Source organism: Kineosporia corallincola (assembly GCF_018499875.1).
In the GTDB taxonomy this organism is placed as follows: domain Bacteria; phylum Actinomycetota; class Actinomycetes; order Actinomycetales; family Kineosporiaceae; genus Kineosporia; species Kineosporia corallincola.
Genome location: NZ_JAHBAY010000001.1, coordinates 418,336 through 436,894, shown reverse-complemented (window position 1 = coordinate 436,894; position 18,559 = coordinate 418,336). Strand labels below are relative to the sequence as shown.

21 protein-coding genes are annotated in these 18,559 nt (G+C 72.2%); 7 read left to right on the top strand and 14 right to left on the bottom strand.

Annotated features, from left to right (window positions below; genetic code table 11):
- The first annotated feature begins 55 nt into the window (after positions 1–55).
- Positions 56–730: a phosphate signaling complex protein PhoU gene (phoU, locus tag KIH74_RS01930; protein ID WP_214154422.1), complete on the top strand. Its 675-nt coding sequence runs from the start codon at positions 56–58 to the stop codon at positions 728–730.
- 70 nt (positions 731–800) lie between these two features.
- Here the strand turns inward: phoU and KIH74_RS01925 are convergent, their stop codons facing one another.
- From KIH74_RS01925 to mshA, 3 genes are read right to left on the bottom strand one after another with little or no spacing between them, the layout of a single operon-like run.
- On the bottom strand, positions 801–1,544 hold the full coding sequence (locus tag KIH74_RS01925; protein ID WP_214153774.1) for a phosphoglyceromutase: 744 nt from the start codon (positions 1,542–1,544) through the stop codon (positions 801–803).
- A gap of 31 nt (positions 1,545–1,575) precedes the next feature.
- A complete protein-coding gene (locus tag KIH74_RS01920; protein ID WP_214153772.1) occupies positions 1,576–2,076 on the bottom strand; it encodes a type III secretion system chaperone family protein in 501 nt (166 codons plus the stop codon).
- Between the two features lies 1 nt (position 2,077).
- Positions 2,078–3,397 (bottom strand): D-inositol-3-phosphate glycosyltransferase, encoded by a 1,320-nt coding sequence (gene mshA / locus KIH74_RS01915; RefSeq protein ID WP_214153770.1) that lies wholly within the window; start codon positions 3,395–3,397, stop codon positions 2,078–2,080.
- A gap of 183 nt (positions 3,398–3,580) precedes the next feature.
- Between mshA and KIH74_RS01910 the strand changes: the two genes are divergently transcribed.
- Positions 3,581–4,390, top strand: coding sequence for a class I SAM-dependent methyltransferase (locus KIH74_RS01910; RefSeq protein WP_308113508.1), 810 nt, complete (start codon positions 3,581–3,583; stop codon positions 4,388–4,390).
- A gap of 26 nt (positions 4,391–4,416) precedes the next feature.
- On the opposite strand, the gene dtd is transcribed toward KIH74_RS01910, so the two are convergent.
- The 9 genes from dtd to KIH74_RS01865 form a co-directional block, all read right to left on the bottom strand.
- Positions 4,417–4,845 carry a D-aminoacyl-tRNA deacylase gene (gene dtd, locus KIH74_RS01905; RefSeq protein ID WP_214153769.1) on the bottom strand — a complete coding sequence of 143 codons (429 nt, stop codon included), beginning with the start codon at positions 4,843–4,845 and terminating at the stop codon, positions 4,417–4,419.
- A gap of 108 nt (positions 4,846–4,953) precedes the next feature.
- Entirely contained in the window at positions 4,954–5,517 is a 564-nt protein-coding gene (locus KIH74_RS01900; RefSeq protein ID WP_214153761.1) for an RsiG family protein, read from the bottom strand.
- A gap of 98 nt (positions 5,518–5,615) precedes the next feature.
- Positions 5,616–5,936, bottom strand: coding sequence for a DUF2516 family protein (locus tag KIH74_RS01895; protein ID WP_214153759.1), 321 nt, complete (start codon positions 5,934–5,936; stop codon positions 5,616–5,618).
- Positions 5,937–6,054: 118 nt separating this feature from the next.
- Positions 6,055–6,741, bottom strand: a complete 687-nt coding sequence (locus tag KIH74_RS01890; protein ID WP_214153757.1) for a hypothetical protein — start codon at positions 6,739–6,741, stop codon at positions 6,055–6,057.
- Positions 6,742–6,793: 52 nt separating this feature from the next.
- Entirely contained in the window at positions 6,794–7,405 is a 612-nt protein-coding gene (locus KIH74_RS37435) for a helix-turn-helix domain-containing protein (protein ID WP_308113507.1), read from the bottom strand.
- Between the two features lie 83 nt (positions 7,406–7,488).
- Complete coding sequence (locus tag KIH74_RS01880) at positions 7,489–8,313, bottom strand: beta-keto acid cleavage family enzyme (protein ID WP_214153754.1); 825 nt, start codon at positions 8,311–8,313, stop codon at positions 7,489–7,491.
- A gap of 46 nt (positions 8,314–8,359) precedes the next feature.
- Positions 8,360–9,460 (bottom strand): CAF17-like 4Fe-4S cluster assembly/insertion protein YgfZ, encoded by a 1,101-nt coding sequence (gene ygfZ / locus KIH74_RS01875; RefSeq protein WP_214153748.1) that lies wholly within the window; start codon positions 9,458–9,460, stop codon positions 8,360–8,362.
- 20 nt (positions 9,461–9,480) lie between these two features.
- Positions 9,481–9,960 (bottom strand): Fur family transcriptional regulator, encoded by a 480-nt coding sequence (locus KIH74_RS01870; RefSeq protein ID WP_214153747.1) that lies wholly within the window; start codon positions 9,958–9,960, stop codon positions 9,481–9,483.
- Between the two features lie 4 nt (positions 9,961–9,964).
- Positions 9,965–10,477: a heme-binding beta-barrel domain-containing protein gene (locus KIH74_RS01865; protein ID WP_214153745.1), complete on the bottom strand. Its 513-nt coding sequence runs from the start codon at positions 10,475–10,477 to the stop codon at positions 9,965–9,967.
- A gap of 41 nt (positions 10,478–10,518) precedes the next feature.
- On the opposite strand from KIH74_RS01865, the gene KIH74_RS01860 reads away from it, so the two are divergent.
- Positions 10,519–10,881, top strand: coding sequence for a DsrE family protein (locus KIH74_RS01860; RefSeq protein ID WP_214153744.1), 363 nt, complete (start codon positions 10,519–10,521; stop codon positions 10,879–10,881).
- Between the two features lie 38 nt (positions 10,882–10,919).
- Here the strand turns inward: KIH74_RS01860 and KIH74_RS01855 are convergent, their stop codons facing one another.
- Complete coding sequence (locus KIH74_RS01855) at positions 10,920–11,672, bottom strand: hypothetical protein (RefSeq protein ID WP_214153742.1); 753 nt, start codon at positions 11,670–11,672, stop codon at positions 10,920–10,922.
- A gap of 357 nt (positions 11,673–12,029) precedes the next feature.
- Between KIH74_RS01855 and KIH74_RS01850 the strand changes: the two genes are divergently transcribed.
- Both KIH74_RS01850 and mshD read left to right on the top strand, forming a co-directional pair.
- Positions 12,030–12,746, top strand: a complete 717-nt coding sequence (locus KIH74_RS01850) for a winged helix-turn-helix transcriptional regulator (RefSeq protein WP_214153740.1) — start codon at positions 12,030–12,032, stop codon at positions 12,744–12,746.
- A 36-nt stretch (positions 12,747–12,782) separates the two neighbouring features.
- Entirely contained in the window at positions 12,783–13,718 is a 936-nt protein-coding gene (mshD, locus tag KIH74_RS01845) for a mycothiol synthase (protein ID WP_214153738.1), read from the top strand.
- 34 nt (positions 13,719–13,752) lie between these two features.
- On the opposite strand, the gene KIH74_RS01840 is transcribed toward mshD, so the two are convergent.
- On the bottom strand, positions 13,753–14,307 hold the full coding sequence (locus KIH74_RS01840) for a hypothetical protein (protein ID WP_214153736.1): 555 nt from the start codon (positions 14,305–14,307) through the stop codon (positions 13,753–13,755).
- A gap of 580 nt (positions 14,308–14,887) precedes the next feature.
- Here KIH74_RS01840 and KIH74_RS01835 point away from each other — a divergent pair.
- Both KIH74_RS01835 and KIH74_RS01830 read left to right on the top strand, forming a co-directional pair.
- Positions 14,888–17,143, top strand: a complete 2,256-nt coding sequence (locus tag KIH74_RS01835; RefSeq protein WP_443669978.1) for an RNA degradosome polyphosphate kinase — start codon at positions 14,888–14,890, stop codon at positions 17,141–17,143.
- 123 nt (positions 17,144–17,266) lie between these two features.
- The gene (locus tag KIH74_RS01830; protein ID WP_214153733.1) at positions 17,267–18,559 is read left to right on the top strand and encodes a geranylgeranyl reductase family protein; all 1,293 of its coding nucleotides are present in this window, start codon (positions 17,267–17,269) and stop codon (positions 18,557–18,559) included.

Here is an 18,559-nt window from a genome sequence, read left to right as displayed (position 1 = left end):
TTCGGCCCCTCGTGTTCCACACGACCAGACAGCAGGAGTGACAGTGAGCGGCGGAATCCGCGAGCAATTCGAGATCGACCTCCAGTCGATCGACGACCAGCTGGTCGAGATGACCCGTCTGGTCGGGTCGGCGATGTCCCGCGCCACCACCGCCCTGCTCGACGCCGACCTGAGTCTGGCGGAGAGCGTGATCGCGGCGGACGAGCAGGTCGACGCGCTGCACCACGACCTGGAAGAGCGGGCGCTGGTGCTGATCGCCCGGCAGGCCCCGGTCGCCACCGATCTGCGGACCCTGATCGCGGCCCTGCGGATGAGTGCCGACCTGGAGCGGATGGGTGACCTGGCCCGGCACGTGGCCAAGCTGGCCCGGCTGCGTTACCCGAACTCCGCGGTGCCGGCCGAGCTGCGGGGTGACATCACCGAGATGGGTGACGTGGCCAAGCGGCTGGTGCTGAAGACCGGCGCGATCATCGCCAGCCGCGACATCAAGGAGGCCGAGGAGCTGGAGGCCGACGACGACGAGATGGACCGGCTGCACCGCGACCTGTTCGGCAAGCTGATGTCGCCGGAGTGGGACCACGGTGTCGAGTCGGCCGTCGACATCACCCTGCTCAGCCGGTATTACGAGCGTTACGGCGACCACGCGGTGGGGGTGGCCCGCCGCGTCGTCTTCCTGGTCACCGGCGACCACTCGGCCGCGCACGGTGAGCCGCTGACCGACCAGGGCTGACCCGGCCCCCAGAACTGAGGACGGCGTCGGGCTCGTAGGAGCTCGACGCCGTCCTCAGTTCGAAAAAAGGTCAGCGACCCTGGTTGGCGACCGCGGCCACGGCCGCGGCGGCGGCCTCGGGGTCGAGGTACTTGCCGCCCTTGACGATCGGCTTGAAGTTGTCGTCGAGCTCGTAGACCAGCGGGATGCCGGTCGGGATGTTGAGCCCGGCGATGTCGTCGTCGGAGATGTCGTCGAGGTGCTTGACCAGCGCGCGGATCGAGTTGCCGTGCGCGGCCAGCAGAACCGTCTTACCGGCCTTCAGGTCGGGGATCACGTCGCTCTCCCAGTACGGGATGAAGCGGGCGACAACGTCTTTCAGGCACTCGGTGGCCGGCAGGTCATCACCGAGGTCGGCGTAGCGCGGGTCGCCGGCCTGGGAGAACTCGTCGTCCGCGGCGATCGGCGGCGGCGGCGTGGCGTAGGAGCGGCGCCAGAGCATGAACTGCTCCTCGCCGAACTCGGCCAGCGTCTGCTTCTTGTCCTTGCCCTGGAGCGCACCGTAGTGCCGCTCGTTGAGCCGCCAGTTGCGCTTCACCGGAATCCAGTGCCGGTCCGCGGCGTCGAGCGCCAGGAAGGCCGTGGTGATGGCGCGGCGCAGCAGGGACGTGTGCACCACGTCCGGCAGCACGCCGGCGTCGACCAGAAGCTTGCCGCCCGCAGCGGCCTCCTCGCGGCCCTTCGCCGACAAGGGCACGTCGACCCAGCCGGTGAACAGGTTCTTCGCGTTCCATTCGCTCTCGCCGTGGCGGAGCAGCACGAGGGTGTACGCCATACCTCGCAGACTAGTGGACACCCCTGACGGGTCACCCGGCCCCTTCGTCATCGAGAAGATGCCGGAAGGCCTCAAGGTTGCGGGTGGACTCGCCGCGCTGCACCCGCCAGGCCCATTCCCGGCGCATCGAGCTCAGGAACCCCAGCGCCAGCAGCTCGTTGAAGGAGCCGTCGGAGGCGGTCAGCAGCGCGCCGAGCAGGTCGTCGAGGGTGCCGGGGGTGACGCCCTGGATCGGCAGGCGCCCGGTCAGGTACACGTCACCCAGCTGGTCCAGCGCGAACGCCACGCCCGGCAGCCGGGTGTTGCGCCGCAGCATCCATCGGTAGAACGCCTCGTGGTTCTCGTCCGGGCGGCGCATCACGAACGCCGAGACGCTCAGCGCCCGTTCGGTGACCAGGATCGACACCCCGGTGCGGAGTTTGGCCTCGCCGGGCAGCTCGACCACGAACTCGCCGCGCCGGGTGCCCGGCGTGATCGGGACCCCGGCCTCGTCGGCCCAGGCCCGCACCGCGTCTTCGGCCTGCTGCCGCACGTCAGCCCGCCGCCACCAGGGTGGGGCCTCCCGGCCGCCTGGCGGCCGGGGACCGATGGTCCGCGCACGCGGCCGCGTACGCGTCCAGTGTGGCGTCGACGGTGTGGTCCCAGCTGAACATGTGGGCGTGCAGCACCGCCGCCGAGCTCATCCGGCTGCGCACCTGGGGCGCGCGCAACAGGTCGTCGATGGCACGGGCCCAGTGGCCCGGCTCGTGCCCGGTGATCAGCAGGCCGGTGCGGCCGTCGCGCACCGCCGTGGCCAGACCGCCCACCCGGGCCGCCACCACCGGCGTGCCACAGGCCTGGGCCTCCACCGCGACCAGGCCGAAGGACTCGCTGTACGAGGGCACGGCGACCAGGTCCGCGGCGCGGTACCAGTCCGCCAGCACCTCCCGCCCGGCCGGTGGGTGGAACTGCACCAGGTCGCCGATGCCCAGCTCGACCGCGAGTTTCTGGAGCTCCTCGGGCCGTTCCAGCCCGGAGCCGCTGGGACCGCCGAGCACGGCGACCACCAGGTTCTCGCGCCGGGCGGGGGCATCGGACACCAGTTCGGCGATGGCCCGCAGCAGCACGTCCGGGGCCTTCAGCGGCTGGATCCGGCCGACGAACAGCACCACCTCGGCCTGCGGTGCCAGGCCGAGCCGGGCCCGGGCCGCGGGCTTGCCGCCGTTCGCCTGCGGGCCGAAGGTGTCCAGGTCGACGCCCGGGGGGATGACCGTGACCAGCTCCGGGTCGGCGTCGTAGAGGCTGATCAGATCGCGCGCCTCCAGGTCGGTGTTCGCGATCAGCCGGTCGGCGGCCGCCACCACCTGCTCCTCGCCGATCACCCGGCCGGGCGGTTCCGGCTTGTCGTCCGCCGCCAGCGACAGGTTCTTGACCTTGGCCATGGTGTGCATGCTGTGCAGCAGCGGCACGTTCCAGCGCTCGGCGGCGAGCCAGCCCACCTGGCCGGAGAGCCAGTAGTGGGAATGCACCAGGTCGTACCAGCCGGCCGCGAGCCGGGCCTCGGTGCGCAGCACGCCGGCGCTGAAGGCGCACAGCTGACCGGGCAGGTCGCCCTTCGACAGACCGTCGTAGGGACCGGCGACGATGTTGCGCACCAGCACGCCCGGCAGCAGCTCGGTGGCCGGGGGCAGGTCGCCCGCCGTGGCCCGGGTGAAGATCTCCACCTCGGTGCCGCGTGCCGCCAGACGCTTGGCGGTCTCGACCACATAGACATTCAGCCCGCCCGCGTCACCCGTGCCGGGCTGTTCCAGCGGTGAGGTGTGCACGGAGAGCATCGCGACCCGTCCGGGGTGTCCGTCCGGCCTCAGCCCCATGCGTCCTCCTTGCTTGATCCACACCTGAAAATCCCCCGAAGCAAGCTAACTCACCGAACCGGGCCGCTCTTCCCGAAGATCGCCGGGGGTGATTGTCACCACGTGGTCACCAGGGTGCGCGGATCCGTCACCGGGACGATCCGGGCGCGGGCGGGGTCTGTGCTTGTGCCTAGGCTTATCGCTGTGCCCCCGCCCCGCCCTTCCGCCGTCCAGGGCACCATCACCCGGGGCACCACCAATCCCAACCGGCTGCGCCGCGTCGACCGCTGGCTGGCCGGCCCCGCGGCCCCGGCCCTGCGCCGGGCGGCCGACCCGCTGGTGGTCGACCTCGGCTACGGGGCCAGCCCGATCACCGCGGTCGAGCTGCACCGGCGCCTGGTGCCGGTGCGGGCCGACGTCGACGTGGTCGGCATCGAGATCGACCCGGGCCGGGTCGCGGTGGCCAAGCCGCTGGAGCGACCGGGCCTGAGCTTCCGGGTCGGGGGGTTCGAGCTGCCGCTGGGCGGGCGCCGCCCGGTGCTGGTGCGGGCCTTCAACGTGCTGCGGCAGTACGCCGAGCCGGAGGTCGGGCCGGCCTGGGACCTGGTGCGCTCCCGCCTGGCGCCGGGCGGCCTGCTGGTCGACGGCACCTGCGACGAGATCGGCCGCCGCTCCACCTGGGTAGCGGTCTCGGCCGGTCAGGGGCCGGTCTCGCTCACCGTCTCACTGCGGCTGGGCGGGCTGGAGTGTCCCTCCGACGTGGCCGAGCGCCTGCCCAAGGCCCTGATCCACCGCAACGTGCCGGGCGAGCGGGTACACGCCTATCTGAACGCGCTGGACTCGGCCTGGGCCCGCAACGCTGCCCTGGGGTCGTTCGGCGTGCGCCAGCGCTGGCTGGCCACGGTGGCCGCGATGAAGACGGAGGGCTGGCCCGTGCTGGACGGGCCGCGACGCTGGCGGCTGGGTGAGATCACGGTGCGCTGGGACGCCGTGCGCCCGGCCGGAAACGCCTGAGCGACAGCGCGATCCGTGCCTGCGGGTCAGGCCTCGAGCAGGATCGTCACCGGGCCGTCGTTCACCAGTTCCACCTGCATGTCCGCCCCGAATCGGCCGGTGGCCACCTTCAGCCCGTGCTGGGCCCGCAACGCCTCGGCGAGCGCGTCCACCAGGGGCTCGGCCACCGGGCCGGGCGCGGCCTGGTTCCACGACGGGCGACGGCCCTTGGCGGTGTCGGCGTAGAGCGTGAACTGGCTGATCAGCAGTACCCCGGCGGCGACGTCGACCGCGGCCTTCTCACCGTGCAGGATGCGCAGCGTGGCGATCTTCTTGGCGATGGTGGCGACCTGGTCCGGGCCGTCGTCGTGAGTGACCCCGACGAGCACCACCAGGCCGGGGCCGTCCAGGCGGCCGACCTCCTCGCCCTCGACCGTGACCCGACCGGACGCCGCACGCTGAACCACTGCTCGCATAGCCGCTCAGCCTAGAGCGGCCCGGCACCCGCCCCGGAACCGGCTTGGGCGATCGGCCGGGTGCGAGCGGATGCCAGCGTGACCGGCTCGCCCCACAGACGGGTGCGGTCAGAACTGGTCGGCCAGGCTGACCTGATCGAGCTGGTAGCGGCGGGCGACCTCGGCGGTCAGGGTGTCGACCACATGCTGAACCTGCTTGCGCGACCGGGAGACCTTGCCCTCGATCGCGACCAGCTTCTGGATGGCCGCCTCCAGGTCGCCGTCGGCCATCTCGAGGTCGGACACCCCGACGTCGGCCACGGCCCGCTCGGCCTCGCGACGGTGTTCGCCCACCCGGCTGGGAGTGGTGGCCAGGTGCCGGCCCAGGCCGCGGTCGGTGCGCTGCTCGGCGCCGAGGATGCGGGTGAGGGCCTCGGCGATCGCCTCGTCGGTGCGGTTGCCCAGCACCGGCTGATCGCTGCCGTCGCCGTTGCGGCGCTGCTGCTCGGCGCGAAGGATGTCGATGCGCCCCTGGAGCAGGCGCCGGGCGTAGGACAGGTCGACCTCTTCCTGGTCGGCCTCGGCGCGGCGGGCCCGCAGTTCTTCGAGCTGGAGCGCGTCGATGCCGTCCAGGTACCCGGGAGCGAGTACCCGGTCGATCCGGCGGCGACCCCCAGGCATGTACTCCGTCATGACCTGAGACTAGCGACTATCCGACGCCATTGCGTGACCGGACGGCTTCGTTGTGCAACGAGTCGCGCGGGTGCATCACGCGGGCCGCCCGGCCCGGCTCACCAGCGGCCGTAGGGCCCGCTGTTGCCGCCGCCGGTGATCGACTTGATCGCGGGACGCACGTCGACCAGGTAGACGCTGGCGGCGACGAAGGCGATCAGGTTGAACACGTTCAGCGGCTGGTTGTTCACGAAGATCACGCCGATCGCGGTGGCGACACCGAGGATGGCCAGCCAGATCTGTTTGGTCAGCTTGCCCGCTGCGGGGAAGGCGTCCGATCGCTGACGCAGCGCGTCGATGAGCGCGAACGCCTGCACACCCAGAGCCGCAATACCGATGATCAGCATGAGCAGGCCCTGCAAGTTACCGAGCGCTTCCATTCCTCCACCTTAGGGCCTCGATGCTGCCCTCCGGTCCCCCCGGAGGCTGGTCTGAGAGAACAACGATCAGGATGGACCATCGTTCCCGATCAGTCGATCCCCGGACCGCTCGGACCGGTCAGTCCCCGACCTTCTTGGCCGCGCTCTTCGCCGCCCGGGTTCCGGTGCCCGCGGTCTTGCGCGCGCTGGTGCCGGCCCCCTTGGCCGCGACCTTGGTGGCGGCGGCGTTTTTGCGGACCGTGGTCGTGGGCTTCTTCGCCGCCGTGCGGGGCCGGGTGACGGCCTTGTCTCCGCCGTCGCCGACCGCGACGGCCCGGTCGATCGCATCCTGGTTCAGGGTGCCCGCGCTCGCGGCCGGCTGCCCGGCGGGCTCCGCGGTCTCGGCGCGGCCGGTCGACAGCGTGCCCCGGATGGCCGAGGCGGTGTCGTCGGCGGCCCGGCGGGCGACGGTGACGGCGGCCTTGCCCCTGCTCAGCGTGTAGCCGGCCTGGGTGCGCAGGGCCTGGGTGTCGGCCTGCGTGTACACCCGGTCGACCAGGGTCCTGCCCCGGCTGGCCAGCTCTTCGTAGACGGCCTCGGCCTGGGTGCGCAGCAGCTTGGGGTCGATCGCGTTGACCCGCTTCTCCACGCCGGCCAGGCGGGCCTCGATGTCGGACCGGAACTGCTGACGGCGCGAGGCGGCGGCCGCGGCGGCGGCGCGCACCTGCTGCACGGCCAGGTCGGTCACGCCGACGACGGCGAACAGCGGGGTGACGCCGATCATGGGGCGGGCGGAGCTGTTCCCGGACTCGGTGCTGGTAGCCATGGTGTCCTCCTGGTCACGGATGGTCACGGGCCGCGCCTGCCGCGCGGCGCGCTCACTCGTCCGGATCGACCTGCCGCAGCGAGGACCTCGCCGTCCTCGGGCCGTCGGGCCGACCGGTTCTGCCACCCACCCGCTTGCGGGCACCACGGCGGCCGGTTCCCGCGGGATGCCCCTGCGCCGGTTCCTCGGTCGCAGTTGCCTGGTCGGTGTCGTCCTGCCCGGGCTTGAGCCCGGCGCTGCGGGCGATCAGCGGCACCACGGTGCCCACGATCGCGTCGGGGTCGTCGGCGATCCGCTCGCCCTGCGCGTCCTGACGGGCGTTCTCGGCCCGGAAGGTGGAGTAGATGTCGAGCAGCACTCGCTTCTGCCGGGCGGTCAGCCGGACGTCGCTCTGGATCGCCACCTCGACCTCCACGCCGACCGACTCCTCCAGCAGGCCGGCCCGCTGGAACAGCGCCTCGGCGGAGATCTGGAGGCCCTTGGCGATCTGGGTGAGCACCTCGGCCGACGGTTTGCGCAGCCCTCTCTCGATCTGGCTGAGATAGGGGTTGCTGACCCCGGCGGCGTTCGCCAGCTGCCGCAGCGAGAGCTTGGCGTTCTCGCGCTGTTCGCGGACGTAGGCGCCGAGATCGGTCACCCGGTCGGGCACTTTGAGTGTTGCCACGGCCCCACTGTGCTTGCTCGAGTTAGCACTTTGCAAGCTCGTGGACGTCGGCCGACCCATGATCCGGGTCACAGCAAAAAGGGCTAACCGGACAGGCCGAGCAGCTCCCGTGCCTGCGCCGGGCCCATCGCCGGGCGCTGGAGCTGCTCGGCCAGGTCAGCGGCCCGCGCCACCAGCTCGGCGTTGCCGGTCACCGGGCGGCGGGGTGCGTAGAACACGTTGTCCTCCATGCCGACCCGCAGGTGCCCGCCCATCGCCAGGCTCGCGGCGAGCACCGGCAGATGACCGCGCCCGATGCCGGTGGCCGACCAGGAGGTGACGGCGGAGGGCAGGGCCTGCACCGCCGCGACCAGCGTGGGCACCGTGGCCGGCATCCCGCCCGGCACCCCGAGCACCAGGTCGGCGTGCACCCGGCCGCCGTACGGCGGCCCGAACTCCTCGAGCAGCCGGTTCATCGAGGCCACCTGCCCGAGGTCGAACAGCTCGAACTCCGGCACCACCCGGGCGGTCCGGGCCCGGTGGTAGAGCTCGGCCATGAACGGCCAGGGGTTGCTGAACACGTCGTCCCCGAAATTCACCGTGCCACAGGTCAGCGAGCACACCTCGGGTACGGCGTCGAGAACGGCCAGCCGGGCGGCCAGCGGATCGCGCACACTGCCCCCGGTGGACAGCTGCACGATCAGCCCGGTGTTCTCCCGCAGCGCGGCGACCGCCTCGCGCAGCCGGCCGAGGTCGAGCGTGGGCCGGTGTTCGTCGTCCCGGAGATGCACGTGGATCATCGCCGCGCCGGCCGCCTCGCAGGCCTTGGCCTCGGCGAGCAGTTCTTCCGGGGTGGTCGGCAACTGCGGCCAGGCCGCCTTGTCGAGCTCGGCCCCGGTCGGGGCCACGGTGATCAGCGTCCGGTCCATCCGGCCATCGTGCGTCAGAACCAGGGACGCGCGGGAGAGTTTGCGGTCAGGCTTGCGGCAGACGACGAATTTTCGGGACGTCGGCGGCCGGGCCGGCCGCGGCGTCGACCACGATCTCCTGCGTCGCCGCCACTCCCCCGGCGGTGAGCTGGGCGTCGGCCGGGGTGGATCGCTTGATCACGGCCAGCGCGATCGGGCCGAGCTCGTGGTGCCGCGCCGGGGTGGTCACCCGGCCGACCTCGCGGGCGCCGTTGAGTACGGGGGCGCCGGGGGCGGGCAGCTCGTTCATCGAGCCGTCGAGGTGCAGCATGACCAGGCGGCGCGGGGGGCGGCCGAGGTTGTGCACCCGGGCGATCGTCTCCTGCCCGCGGTAGCAGCCCTTCTCCAGGTGCACGGCGGTGCGCAGCCAGTCCAGCTCGTGCGGGATGGTGCGGTGATCGGTCTCGAACCCCTGCCGCGGGCGCCAGGCGGCGACCCGCGCGGCGTCCACCGCCCAGGTGCCGGCCGCGTCGTCGTAGTCGCCGGCGGCCACCGCGGCCTCGAACTCGGCCCGCGGGATCAGCAGCTCACGCCACGACCAGGCCGGATGCCCCTCCACCTCGACCTCGGCGGCGGTGTACAGCGCACCGCCGACGCCCAGGTCGGGCCACGGGTCACGCCAGGCGAGCTCCCCGGGGGCGGCGACCACGTCGGAGGCCTCACCCACCACGGCCCAGTCGGCGGTCGCGTCGGTGACCTCGACGCGCAGCATGAACTGCATCTTCTTCAGGAAGGCGACGAGGTCGCCGGCGGTGCCGGGCTCGACCGTGATCCAGGTGGTGGTGCCGTCGTCGAGCAGGTGCAGGTCGTGCTCGACGTGCCCGTTCGGGGTGAGCAGCAGCGCCTCGGTGGAGGTGTGCGGGGCCAGGCCCGACAGGGACTGGGTGGTCATCGAGTGCAGCCAGGTGAGCCGGTCGGCGCCGGTGATCGTGACCACGCCGCGGTTGGACAGGTCGGCCCGGGCGGTGCCTGCCTCCAGCCGCCGCTGCTCCGCCACCGGGTTGCCGAAGTGCCAGGCCAGACCGGCGTCCACGCCCTCGGCCGGAACCGCTCCGGGGCGGTCGAGCAGAGGGCTGCGATAGGTCGGGGGCGCGGCGACGTCAGTCATGTCCGCTTGCAGCGCACCGGTCAGCGCTCCTGTTCCCGGGTGCCGCCCCGGGCCTCGTCCCGCTCGCCGTCCCGGCAGCCGCCGCACAGGCCGTGCAACGACAGGTGGGCCAGGTCGGTCTCGAAACCCGAGCTGTGCCGCACCGCCTCGGCCAGCGGGTGGGCCAGTTCGAGGTCCGCCTCGGTGATCGAGCCGCAGCCCCGGCAGACCAGGTGCAGATGGTTGACGTGGCTGGCCACCTGGTAGGTCGGTGAGCCGTGGGTGAGATGGGTGTGGCTGACCACGCCGATCTTCTCCATCAGCTCCAGCGCCCGGTAGACCGTGGAGAGGTTGACCGAGCCGGCCTCCGCGGACTCGGTCTGCACGAAGTCGCAGACCTCCTCCGGAGTGGCGTGGCCCAGCTCGGTGACCGCACGCAACACCGACCTGCGCTGCGGCGTGGCCCGCAGGCCACGCTCCCGCAGGGCCTGGTCGAGCGCCTGGGCGGTCACCTGGGCCATCGCCTCAGACCCGCTTCAGCCGGGCCGACGCGTGGGACTGGAGCGGCTGCCCCTCGGCCGCCATGTCGAGCGCCCACAGCAGGTCGCTCTCGACCAGGCCGTAGAGCCGGGTGGCCGCGGTGTACTCCTTGGCCGTGGAGGTGCGCGCCACCAGGTCGGTCTGGAGGTCGATGCGCGGGCCGCTCACCGCGCCCAGGTAGACCTCGGCGATGCCGGTCGGGTGCACGATCAGCACCTCGAGATCAGTGCCGTCGGTGCCCTCCGCGGTCTCGACCGGACGCCAGTATCCGGTCTCGGTGGCGAGCGGCTCGACCTGGTTGCCCTCGGCGTCGAGGCGCCACATGCGCGAGGTGTACGACAGGAACGGCCGACCGTCGTGCGAGAACTCGATCTCCTGGCCGAACTGGGCCTCTTCCATGGTCGGGTAGCCGATCACGCCGGCTCCCTCCCAACGGCCGATCAGCCAGGCCAGGGGCGCGAGCGGGGTGGGCAGGTCGGTGTCTAGTTGGAACGCCACGCCGGAATCGTATGCGCTCGGCCGGGAGGTAGCGTCCCGCCATGGCCGACGCTCTTGTCATCGAGGTGACCGCCGGGCTCGACGAGCCGGAACGCTGCAACCAGGCCTTCACCGTGGCGGCCGCCGCGGTGGCCGCCGGGGTGCCGGTGGACCTGTGGCTGAGCGGCGAGGCGGCCTGGCTGGCCCTGCCCGGCCGGGCGGCCGGGCTGGTGCTGGAGCACGCGACCCCGCTGCCCGAGCTGATCGGGCTGCTGCTGGAGCTCGGCACCGTGACCGTGTGCACGCAGTCCGCGGCCCGGCGGTCGATCACGCCGGGTGATCTGATCCCCGGGATCGCGGTGGCCGGGGCGGCGACCTACGTGGAACGAGTCCTGCGTGAGGGCGCCCAGGCGCTCGTGTACTAGGGCGTGTCGCAGCCAGGCATGGAATTCCGAAACAGGTGCTACCCGATGCCGATGCGGAAGATGGCGTAGGCGGCCGTGCCCGCGGCGGCCACCGGGGCGGCGGCGCGGGCCAGGGTGGCGAGAGCCAGGCCGGTCATCAGCCCCTCGGCGTCCACCAACCGGTCCACGGCGATACCGACGCCCGACACCGAGACGCCGACCGCGGCGGCGGTGACCGGCGTGATCCCCCCGACGACGAACGACGCGACCACCGCCGACACCAGCCCGGTGCCGATGGCGACCCAGGTGAGCACCGACGGCGCCAGCGGCAGGGTGAGCGCGAGCCGGGCGGCCGCCGTGCCGACGGCCGCGATCACCACCGCGGAGGAGCCGGCCGAGGTGTTGCCGACCAGCACCCAGCCGGCCGCGAGCACCGCGACGAACTGGCCGGAGAGCGTGCCGGTCACCGATTCGACCAGATCGTGGCGCCCGTCCCGGCGCACCAGCTCGTGCGCGAAGGTGCTGAGCACGGCCATCGCCATCACGCCGGAGAAGACCGAGAGCGGCTGTTCCAGGTCGACCTGCGGGGAGACCGCGACGGCCCCGGCCACCAGCCCACCGGCCCCGAGCAGCAGCACCAGCACGGCCGTGCCGGCCCGGTCGGGCAGCTGGAGCAGGTCGCTCCAGCCGACGGCGAGGGCCAGCACACAGAGCCCGGCGGCAGCCGCGATCATCCAGCCTCCGGCATAACCGGCCACGGCGAGGACGGCTGTCGCCACGAGGGCGAGGCCGGCGGGAAGCGGGGCGGTCACGGTCGCATCCTTACAGATGGCCGGACGGCCTCCCGGCCCGGAACGTCCGTCCGGGCAGCTTTCGCCGCACGGACAGCAGCCGGAGATGCCGCGATAGTCACATGCCACGGGTCTTGGCGAATCGCCACCGAACCGGATTCACTACCGACACCCCCCGGAAACGTTCCAGTGAGGTCACGTTTACGTTCAGACCCGCGCTTACGTGATTCATCTGTGACGTTGCGTGGCGACAAATCGCGGGTAACCCCTGTGACAACAACGTCTCGTCACATACGCTGAGCGGGTTGTACTCCGCAATGACGCGGCAACACGGGGGCTCGCCACCTGCACGGTCGGACGACGCGGAGGTCTTACCAGATGGCTTCACTCCTACTGCTGACGAATGCCCTCGCCCCGTCCGCCGAGGTGCTGCCCGCGCTCGGCCTGCTGCCGCACCAGATCCGGGTTCTGCCGGCCGAGGCCGCCGTCCTGGTGGACGCGCCGCCGGCCGACGCCGTGATCGTCGACGGCCGTCGTGACCTGGCCGGTGCCCGTTCGCTCTGCCGTCTTCTGCGCACCACCGGCCTGTCCTCCCCGCTGCTGCTCGTGCTCACCGAGGGTGGCATGGCCGCCGTCGTCGCCGACTGGGGCGCCGACGACGTGCTGCTCGACTCGGCCGGCCCGGCCGAGGTCGAGGCCCGGCTCCGGCTGGCCGCGGGCCGCAGCCGCCTGGCCGAGGCCCAGCAGTCCGACGACACCCCGGAGATCCGCGCCGGTGACCTGATCGTCGACGAGGTCACCTACAGCGCCCGGGTCCGCGGTCGCGCGCTCGACCTCACCTACAAGGAGTTCGAGCTGCTCAAGTTCCTCGCCCAGCACCCGGGCCGGGTGTTCACCCGCGCCCAGCTGCTGCAAGAGGTCTGGGGCTACGACTACTTCGGTGGCACCCGCACGGTCGACGTGCACGTGCGGCGGCTGCGGGCCAAGCTCGGCCCCGAGCACGACGCGCTGATCGGCACCGTGCGCAACGTCGGCTACCGGTTCGTGCCGCCCGGCCGCGAGCGGGTCGGCGTGGAAGAGACGGTCGACGCGTAGTTCCACCGGTGTCACGGCCGACATAGGCTGCGAACGGTGACCCACAGCGTGAAGATCGACGTCCTCGACCAGCTCTCCGAGTCCGACGCCCAGGAGGTCCGGGCCGTTCTGGAGGCGGCGACCGCCGCCGACCGGGTCGCCCCGGTCTCCGAGCACGTGCTGCTGACCTTCGGTTCCGCCGCCCCGGCGGGCCGGCACCTGCTGGTGCGCGACAACTCCGGGGCAGTCGTCGGTTACGCCTACGCCGAGCGCTCCCCGGAGTCCGTGGGCTCCAGGGCGGTGGTGGACGGCGAGGCGGTGATCGCGCCCGGCCACCGGCGTCAGGGGCTCGGCCGGGCTCTCCTGGCAAAAATGGTGGACGACGGTGAGCTCGCCCGTGTCTGGTCGCACGGCGATCATCCCGGCGCCCGCGCCCTCGGGGCCCGGCTGGGTTTCCGCCTGGTGCGGGAGCTCCAGCAGCTGCGCCGCCCGCTGGAGGGTGTGGCACCCGGCGACCTGCCCCAGCCGGTGGTGCCGGACGGGGTCACGCTGCGCACGTTCCGGCCCGGCGCCGACGACGCGGAATGGCTGCGGGTCAACGCGAAGGCCTTCAGCTGGCACCCGGAGCAGGGCCGGATGACGCAGGCCGACCTGGACGCCCGCAAGGCCGAGTCGTGGTTCGACCCGGCCGGCTTCTTCGTGGCCGAGGCGGACGGGCGGATGATCGGCTTCCACTGGACCAAGGTGCACCCGGACGGGGCGGGCGAGGTGTACGCCGTCGGGGTGGACCCGGACCGGCACGGTGGCGGGCTGGGCACGGCGCTGACCCTGGCCGGGCTGCGGCACCTGGCCGGGCTCGGGCTGGACACCGTGCTGCTCTACGTGGAGGCCGACAACGCCCCGGCGCTGAAGGTGTACCACCGGCTGGGATTCGAGCGGTTCGCCGTCGACGTGGTGCACGAGGGCCCCTACTCCGATGCGGCCGCAATCTGAGGCGGCGCTGAAGTCGTCGCGCGGCGGCACCGAACTACCCCGTGGGTTTGGGTTCTCGATCGTGAGGTCGCACGTGATCGCAACGAGCAGGACATCGAGCGCGAGACCAGGACAGTGAGAGCATGGCGGACATGACCAGCTCGGCGGGCCCCTCCCCCTCCCCGGCGGCCACCCGGAAGTCCAGCGCGTCCAGCAGCCAGGCTCGGCCCCGCAAGGGGGCGTCCGCCGCTGCCGCGAGCACCCGGAAGACCGCGTCGTCCACCACCTCCACGTCGCCGGCGGAGCCGGCCGCACCCCGGAAACGCGTGTCCGGCAGGCGGAATGCCACCACGGCGGCCGAGTCGGTGCCGGTGCAGGAGGCGCCGTCGGCCCCCGCCCCGGCCCAGGCTCGCAAGCGCCCGGCCCGCAAGAGCGCACCGGTCGCGGGGGCGGCCGGTGGCACTGGCACGGCGCGGCCCGCCGCCAGCAAGCGCACGCGGTCCGGGTCCGGCGTGGCCGCCGGGAACGCGTCCGCCTCGGTGTCCAGGGGGCGAACCGCGGGCGAAAGTGCGGAGAACACCGGCAGTCCGGAGGCTTCGGCGGCTCCCACGGCTGCGAAGACTTCGGCGGCTGAGGGGACCTTGGCAGCTGAGAGGGCCTTGGCGGCGGAGAGGGCCTTGGCAGCGGAGAGGGCATTGGCAGCTGAGAGGGCCCTAGCGGCCGAGAGGGCCCTGACGGCCGAGAGGGCCCTGACGGCTACGGAAACTTCGGCAGCTTCAGAGACTTCGGCGGCTCCGGCGGCTCCGGCGAAGAAGGCCACTACCCGCGCTTCGGCCGCCCGCAAGGCACCAGCCCGTCAGGCACCGGCCCGTAAGGCCTCCGCTGGTAGGGCACCGAACAGCATGGCACCAGTCGACAAGGCCCCGGACGGCAAGGCCCCCGCGCGTAAGGCACCAGCACGCAAGGCACCAGCCGACAAAGCATCGGACAGCAAGGCGCCGGTCGACAAGGCACCCGCTGACAAGACACCCGTGGCTGAAGGCTGGGCCGCCGGGACACCGGCTGGTCCCGTGACCACGGCGACCACGACAACCGGTTCCCCGGCGACCGGCACGACCGCCGACTCCCGGAACCCGGGCGACGAGGGAGCGGGCTACTCGTCGTCCACCAGCAGTTTGCCCGACGCCCTGGTGACCCCCGACGAACCGGTGACCACCCTCGAGGTGGTGGCCAGCAAGGACGACGTGACTTCCGACCACCCCACCGCCCTGGTCGCCGCCGCGCAAGACACCCAGGACCGGCTGAGCGCGATGATCCGCGAGGTGGAACAGCCGCAGGTGCGCCGGTTCCTCGACCGTGAGCTGTCCTGGCTGGCGTTCAACGAGCGGGTGCTCGAGCTGGCCCGCGACCCCGACCTGCCGCTGCTGGAGCGCACCCGGTTCCTGGCGATCTTCGCCAGCAACCTGGACGAGTTCTTCATGGTGCGGGTGGCCGGGCTGAAGCGGCGGATCGCGACCGGGCTGGCGGTGCGGGCGGCCAGCGGGCTGGAGCCGCGTGACCTGCTGAGCCGGATCCGCGCCCGGGCGCACGAGATGCAGGCCGTGCACGCCAAGGTGTTCGCCGCCGAGATCGCCCCGGCCCTGGCCGACGCCAACATCACCATCGTGCGCTGGGACCAGCTGGCCGAGGACGAGCAGGCCAGGCTGCACAAGTTCTTCCGCGAGCAGGCGTTCCCGGTGCTGACGCCGCTGGCGGTCGACCCGGCCCACCCGTTCCCCTACATCTCCGGGCTCTCGCTGAACCTGGCCGTGGTGCTGCGCAACCCGGTCACCGAGAAGGAGATGTTCGCCCGGGTCAAGGTGCCGCCGCTGCTGCCGCGCCTGGTCAACGTGGACGCCGACGACGAGGCCGAGGGCACTCCGGACGAGGGCGACGAGCTGCCCCGCGCCCGGTTCGTGCCGCTGGAAGACATCATCGCCAGCCACCTCGACCAGCTCTTCCCGGGCATGGAGGTGCTGGAGCACCACACCTTCCGGGTCACCCGCCAGGAAGACCTGGAGGTGGAGGAGGACGACGCCGAGAACCTGCTGAAGGCACTCGAGAAGGAGCTGCTGCGGCGGCGTTTCGGCCCGCCGGTGCGGCTGGAGGTGGCCGAGGACATCGGCCCGCACATGCGCGCGCTGCTGGTGCGTGAGCTGGGGGTCAGCGAGTCCGAGGTGTTCCCGCTGCCGGAACCGCTCGACCTGCGCGGCCTGAACCTGGTGGCCGACCTGGACCGGCCGGAGATGCACTACCCGAAGTTCGTCGCGGCCACGCCGCGGCTGCTGTCCGAGGTGGAGAGCTCCAAGCCGACCAACGTGTTCGACGCGATCAAGCGCCGCGACATCCTGCTCCAGCACCCCTACGACTCGTTCTCCACCACGGTGCAGACCTTCCTGGAGCAGGCCGCCGACGACCCGCACGTGCTGGCGATCAAGCAGACGCTGTACCGCACCTCGGGCGACTCCCCGATCGTCGACGCGCTGATCGACGCCGCCGAGGCCGGCAAGCAGGTGCTGGCCGTGGTCGAGATCAAGGCCCGCTTCGACGAGCAGGCCAACATCTCCTGGGCCCGCAAGCTGGAGCAGGCCGGCGTGCACGTGGTCTACGGCATCGTCGGGCTGAAGACGCACGCCAAACTCAGCCTGGTGGTGCGCCAGGAGGCCGACGGGCTGAAGCGGTACTGCCACGTCGGCACCGGCAACTACAACCCGAAAACCGCCCGCCTGTACGAGGACCTGGGCATGCTGACCTGCGACCCGCAGGTGGGCGAAGACCTGTCGCGACTGTTCAACCAGCTGTCCGGCTACGCCCCGAAGACCGCCTACCGGCGTCTGCTGGTGGCCCCGCGCTCGCTGCGCACCGGGCTGGTCGACCGGATCGAGCGGGAGATCGCCAACCACGAGGCGGGCCGCCCGGCCGGGGTGAAGGTCAAGGTCAACTCGATCGTCGACGAGGTGATCATCGACGCGCTGTACCGGGCCTCGCAGGCCGGGGTCGACGTGGACGTGATGGTGCGTGGCATCTGCGCGATCCGGCCGGGGGTGCCCGGGCTCAGCGAGAACATCCGGGTGCGCAGCGTGCTGGGCCGGTTCCTGGAGCACTCCCGGGTGTTCTGGTTCGCCGGCGGCGGTGAGCCGGTGGTCTACATCGGCAGTGCCGACATGATGCACCGCAACCTGGACCGCCGGGTGGAGGCGATGCTGCGGCTGCGCGACCCGCGCGACATCGCCGAGCTGGAGGAACTGCTCAACATCACGATGGATCCGGGGACCGCGTCGTGGCACCTGGACGGCGACGGGGCGTGGACCCGGCACCACCTCGACGCCGAGGGCCAGCCTCTGCGTGATCTCCAGGCCTACATCATCGCCAGCCGGCCGCCGAAGCGCTCGGGGCGCCGTCGCTGAAATTGAGGACGACGAGGACCTCGGGCCCGGCACTGCCGGGCCCGAAGGCCCTGGCGTGTCTCATCTTTCCGGAAGTCGCGGGGCCGGTGCCGGATCACCGCCGGGCTGGGGCACACTGGTGCCATGACTGACCAGGTGCCGACGTCCACCGATCTGCTCGTCGTCGGGGCCGGCCCCGCGGGTTCGGCCGCGGCGGCCTGGGCTGCGCGGTCCGGCCTGAACGTGGTGCTGGCCGACAAGGAGACCTTCCCCCGTGACAAGGCCTGCGGCGACGGCCTGACGCCCCGCGCGATCGCCGAGCTGGACCGGCTGGGGCTGAGCGACTGGCTGTCGGCCTACCCGAGCAACCGCGGCCTGCGCGCCTGCGGGTTCGGGCAGGAGCTGTACCTGCCCTGGCCGGGCGGTTCGCTGCCGGGCCGGGGCTCGGCCGTGCCGCGCACCACGCTCGACACCCGGATCCGCGAGGAGGCCCTGGCCTCCGGGGCGCGCGGGGTCGAGAACGCCCGGGCGGTCGACGTTCTGCGCGACGGCGACCGGGTGATCGGTGTGGTGTTCGCCGGGGCCAAGGACCAGCCGAACTTCACCATCAGCTGCCGCCGCCTGGTGGTGGCCGACGGCTACCGCTCGCAGCTGGGCCGGGTGCTCGGCCGGGAATGGCACCAGGACACGGCTTTCGGCGTGGCGGCACGGGCCTACGTGAAGTCCGGCCGCAGCACCGACGAATGGATCACCTCGCACCTGGAACTGCGCGGCACGCAGAACGAGTTGCTGCCCGGCTACGGCTGGGTGTTCCCGCTCGGCGACGGCGAGGTGAACATCGGGGTGGGCGCCCTGGCCACCGAGAAGCGGCCCGCCGACGTGCATCTCAAAGACCTGATCAAGATCTACGCCGACCTGCGCCGCGACGACTGGCAGCTGGAGGGCGAGCCGCGCGGGGTGCGCTCGGCCATGCTGCCGATGGGTGGCGCGGTCAGCGGTGTGGCCGGGCCGAACTGGGCGCTGATCGGCGACGCGGCGGGCTGTGTGAACCCGCTGAACGGTGAGGGCATCGACTACGGCCTGGAGACCGGCCGGCTGGTGGCCGAGCTGTTCGCGGCGGGTGCCGGCACCGGCCGCGGAACCGGGCGCAGCCACGCCGATCTCAACGTGGCCTGGCCCGCCACCCTGCGCGAGCACTACGGCGCGGCGTTCTCGGTGGCCCGGCGCCTGGCCACCCTGCTGACCGTTCCCGGCGTGCTGCGCTACGGCGGTCCGGTCGGCATGCGCTCCAGCCACCTGATGACGGTCGCGTTGCGGGTGATGGGAAACCTGGTGCTGGAAGAGGACACCGACTACGTGGCGCGGCTGTGGCGCGGCGCCGGGCGGGTCTCCCAGCGCTTCGACGAGCGCGTGCCGTTCGGCGAACCGCGTTCCTGA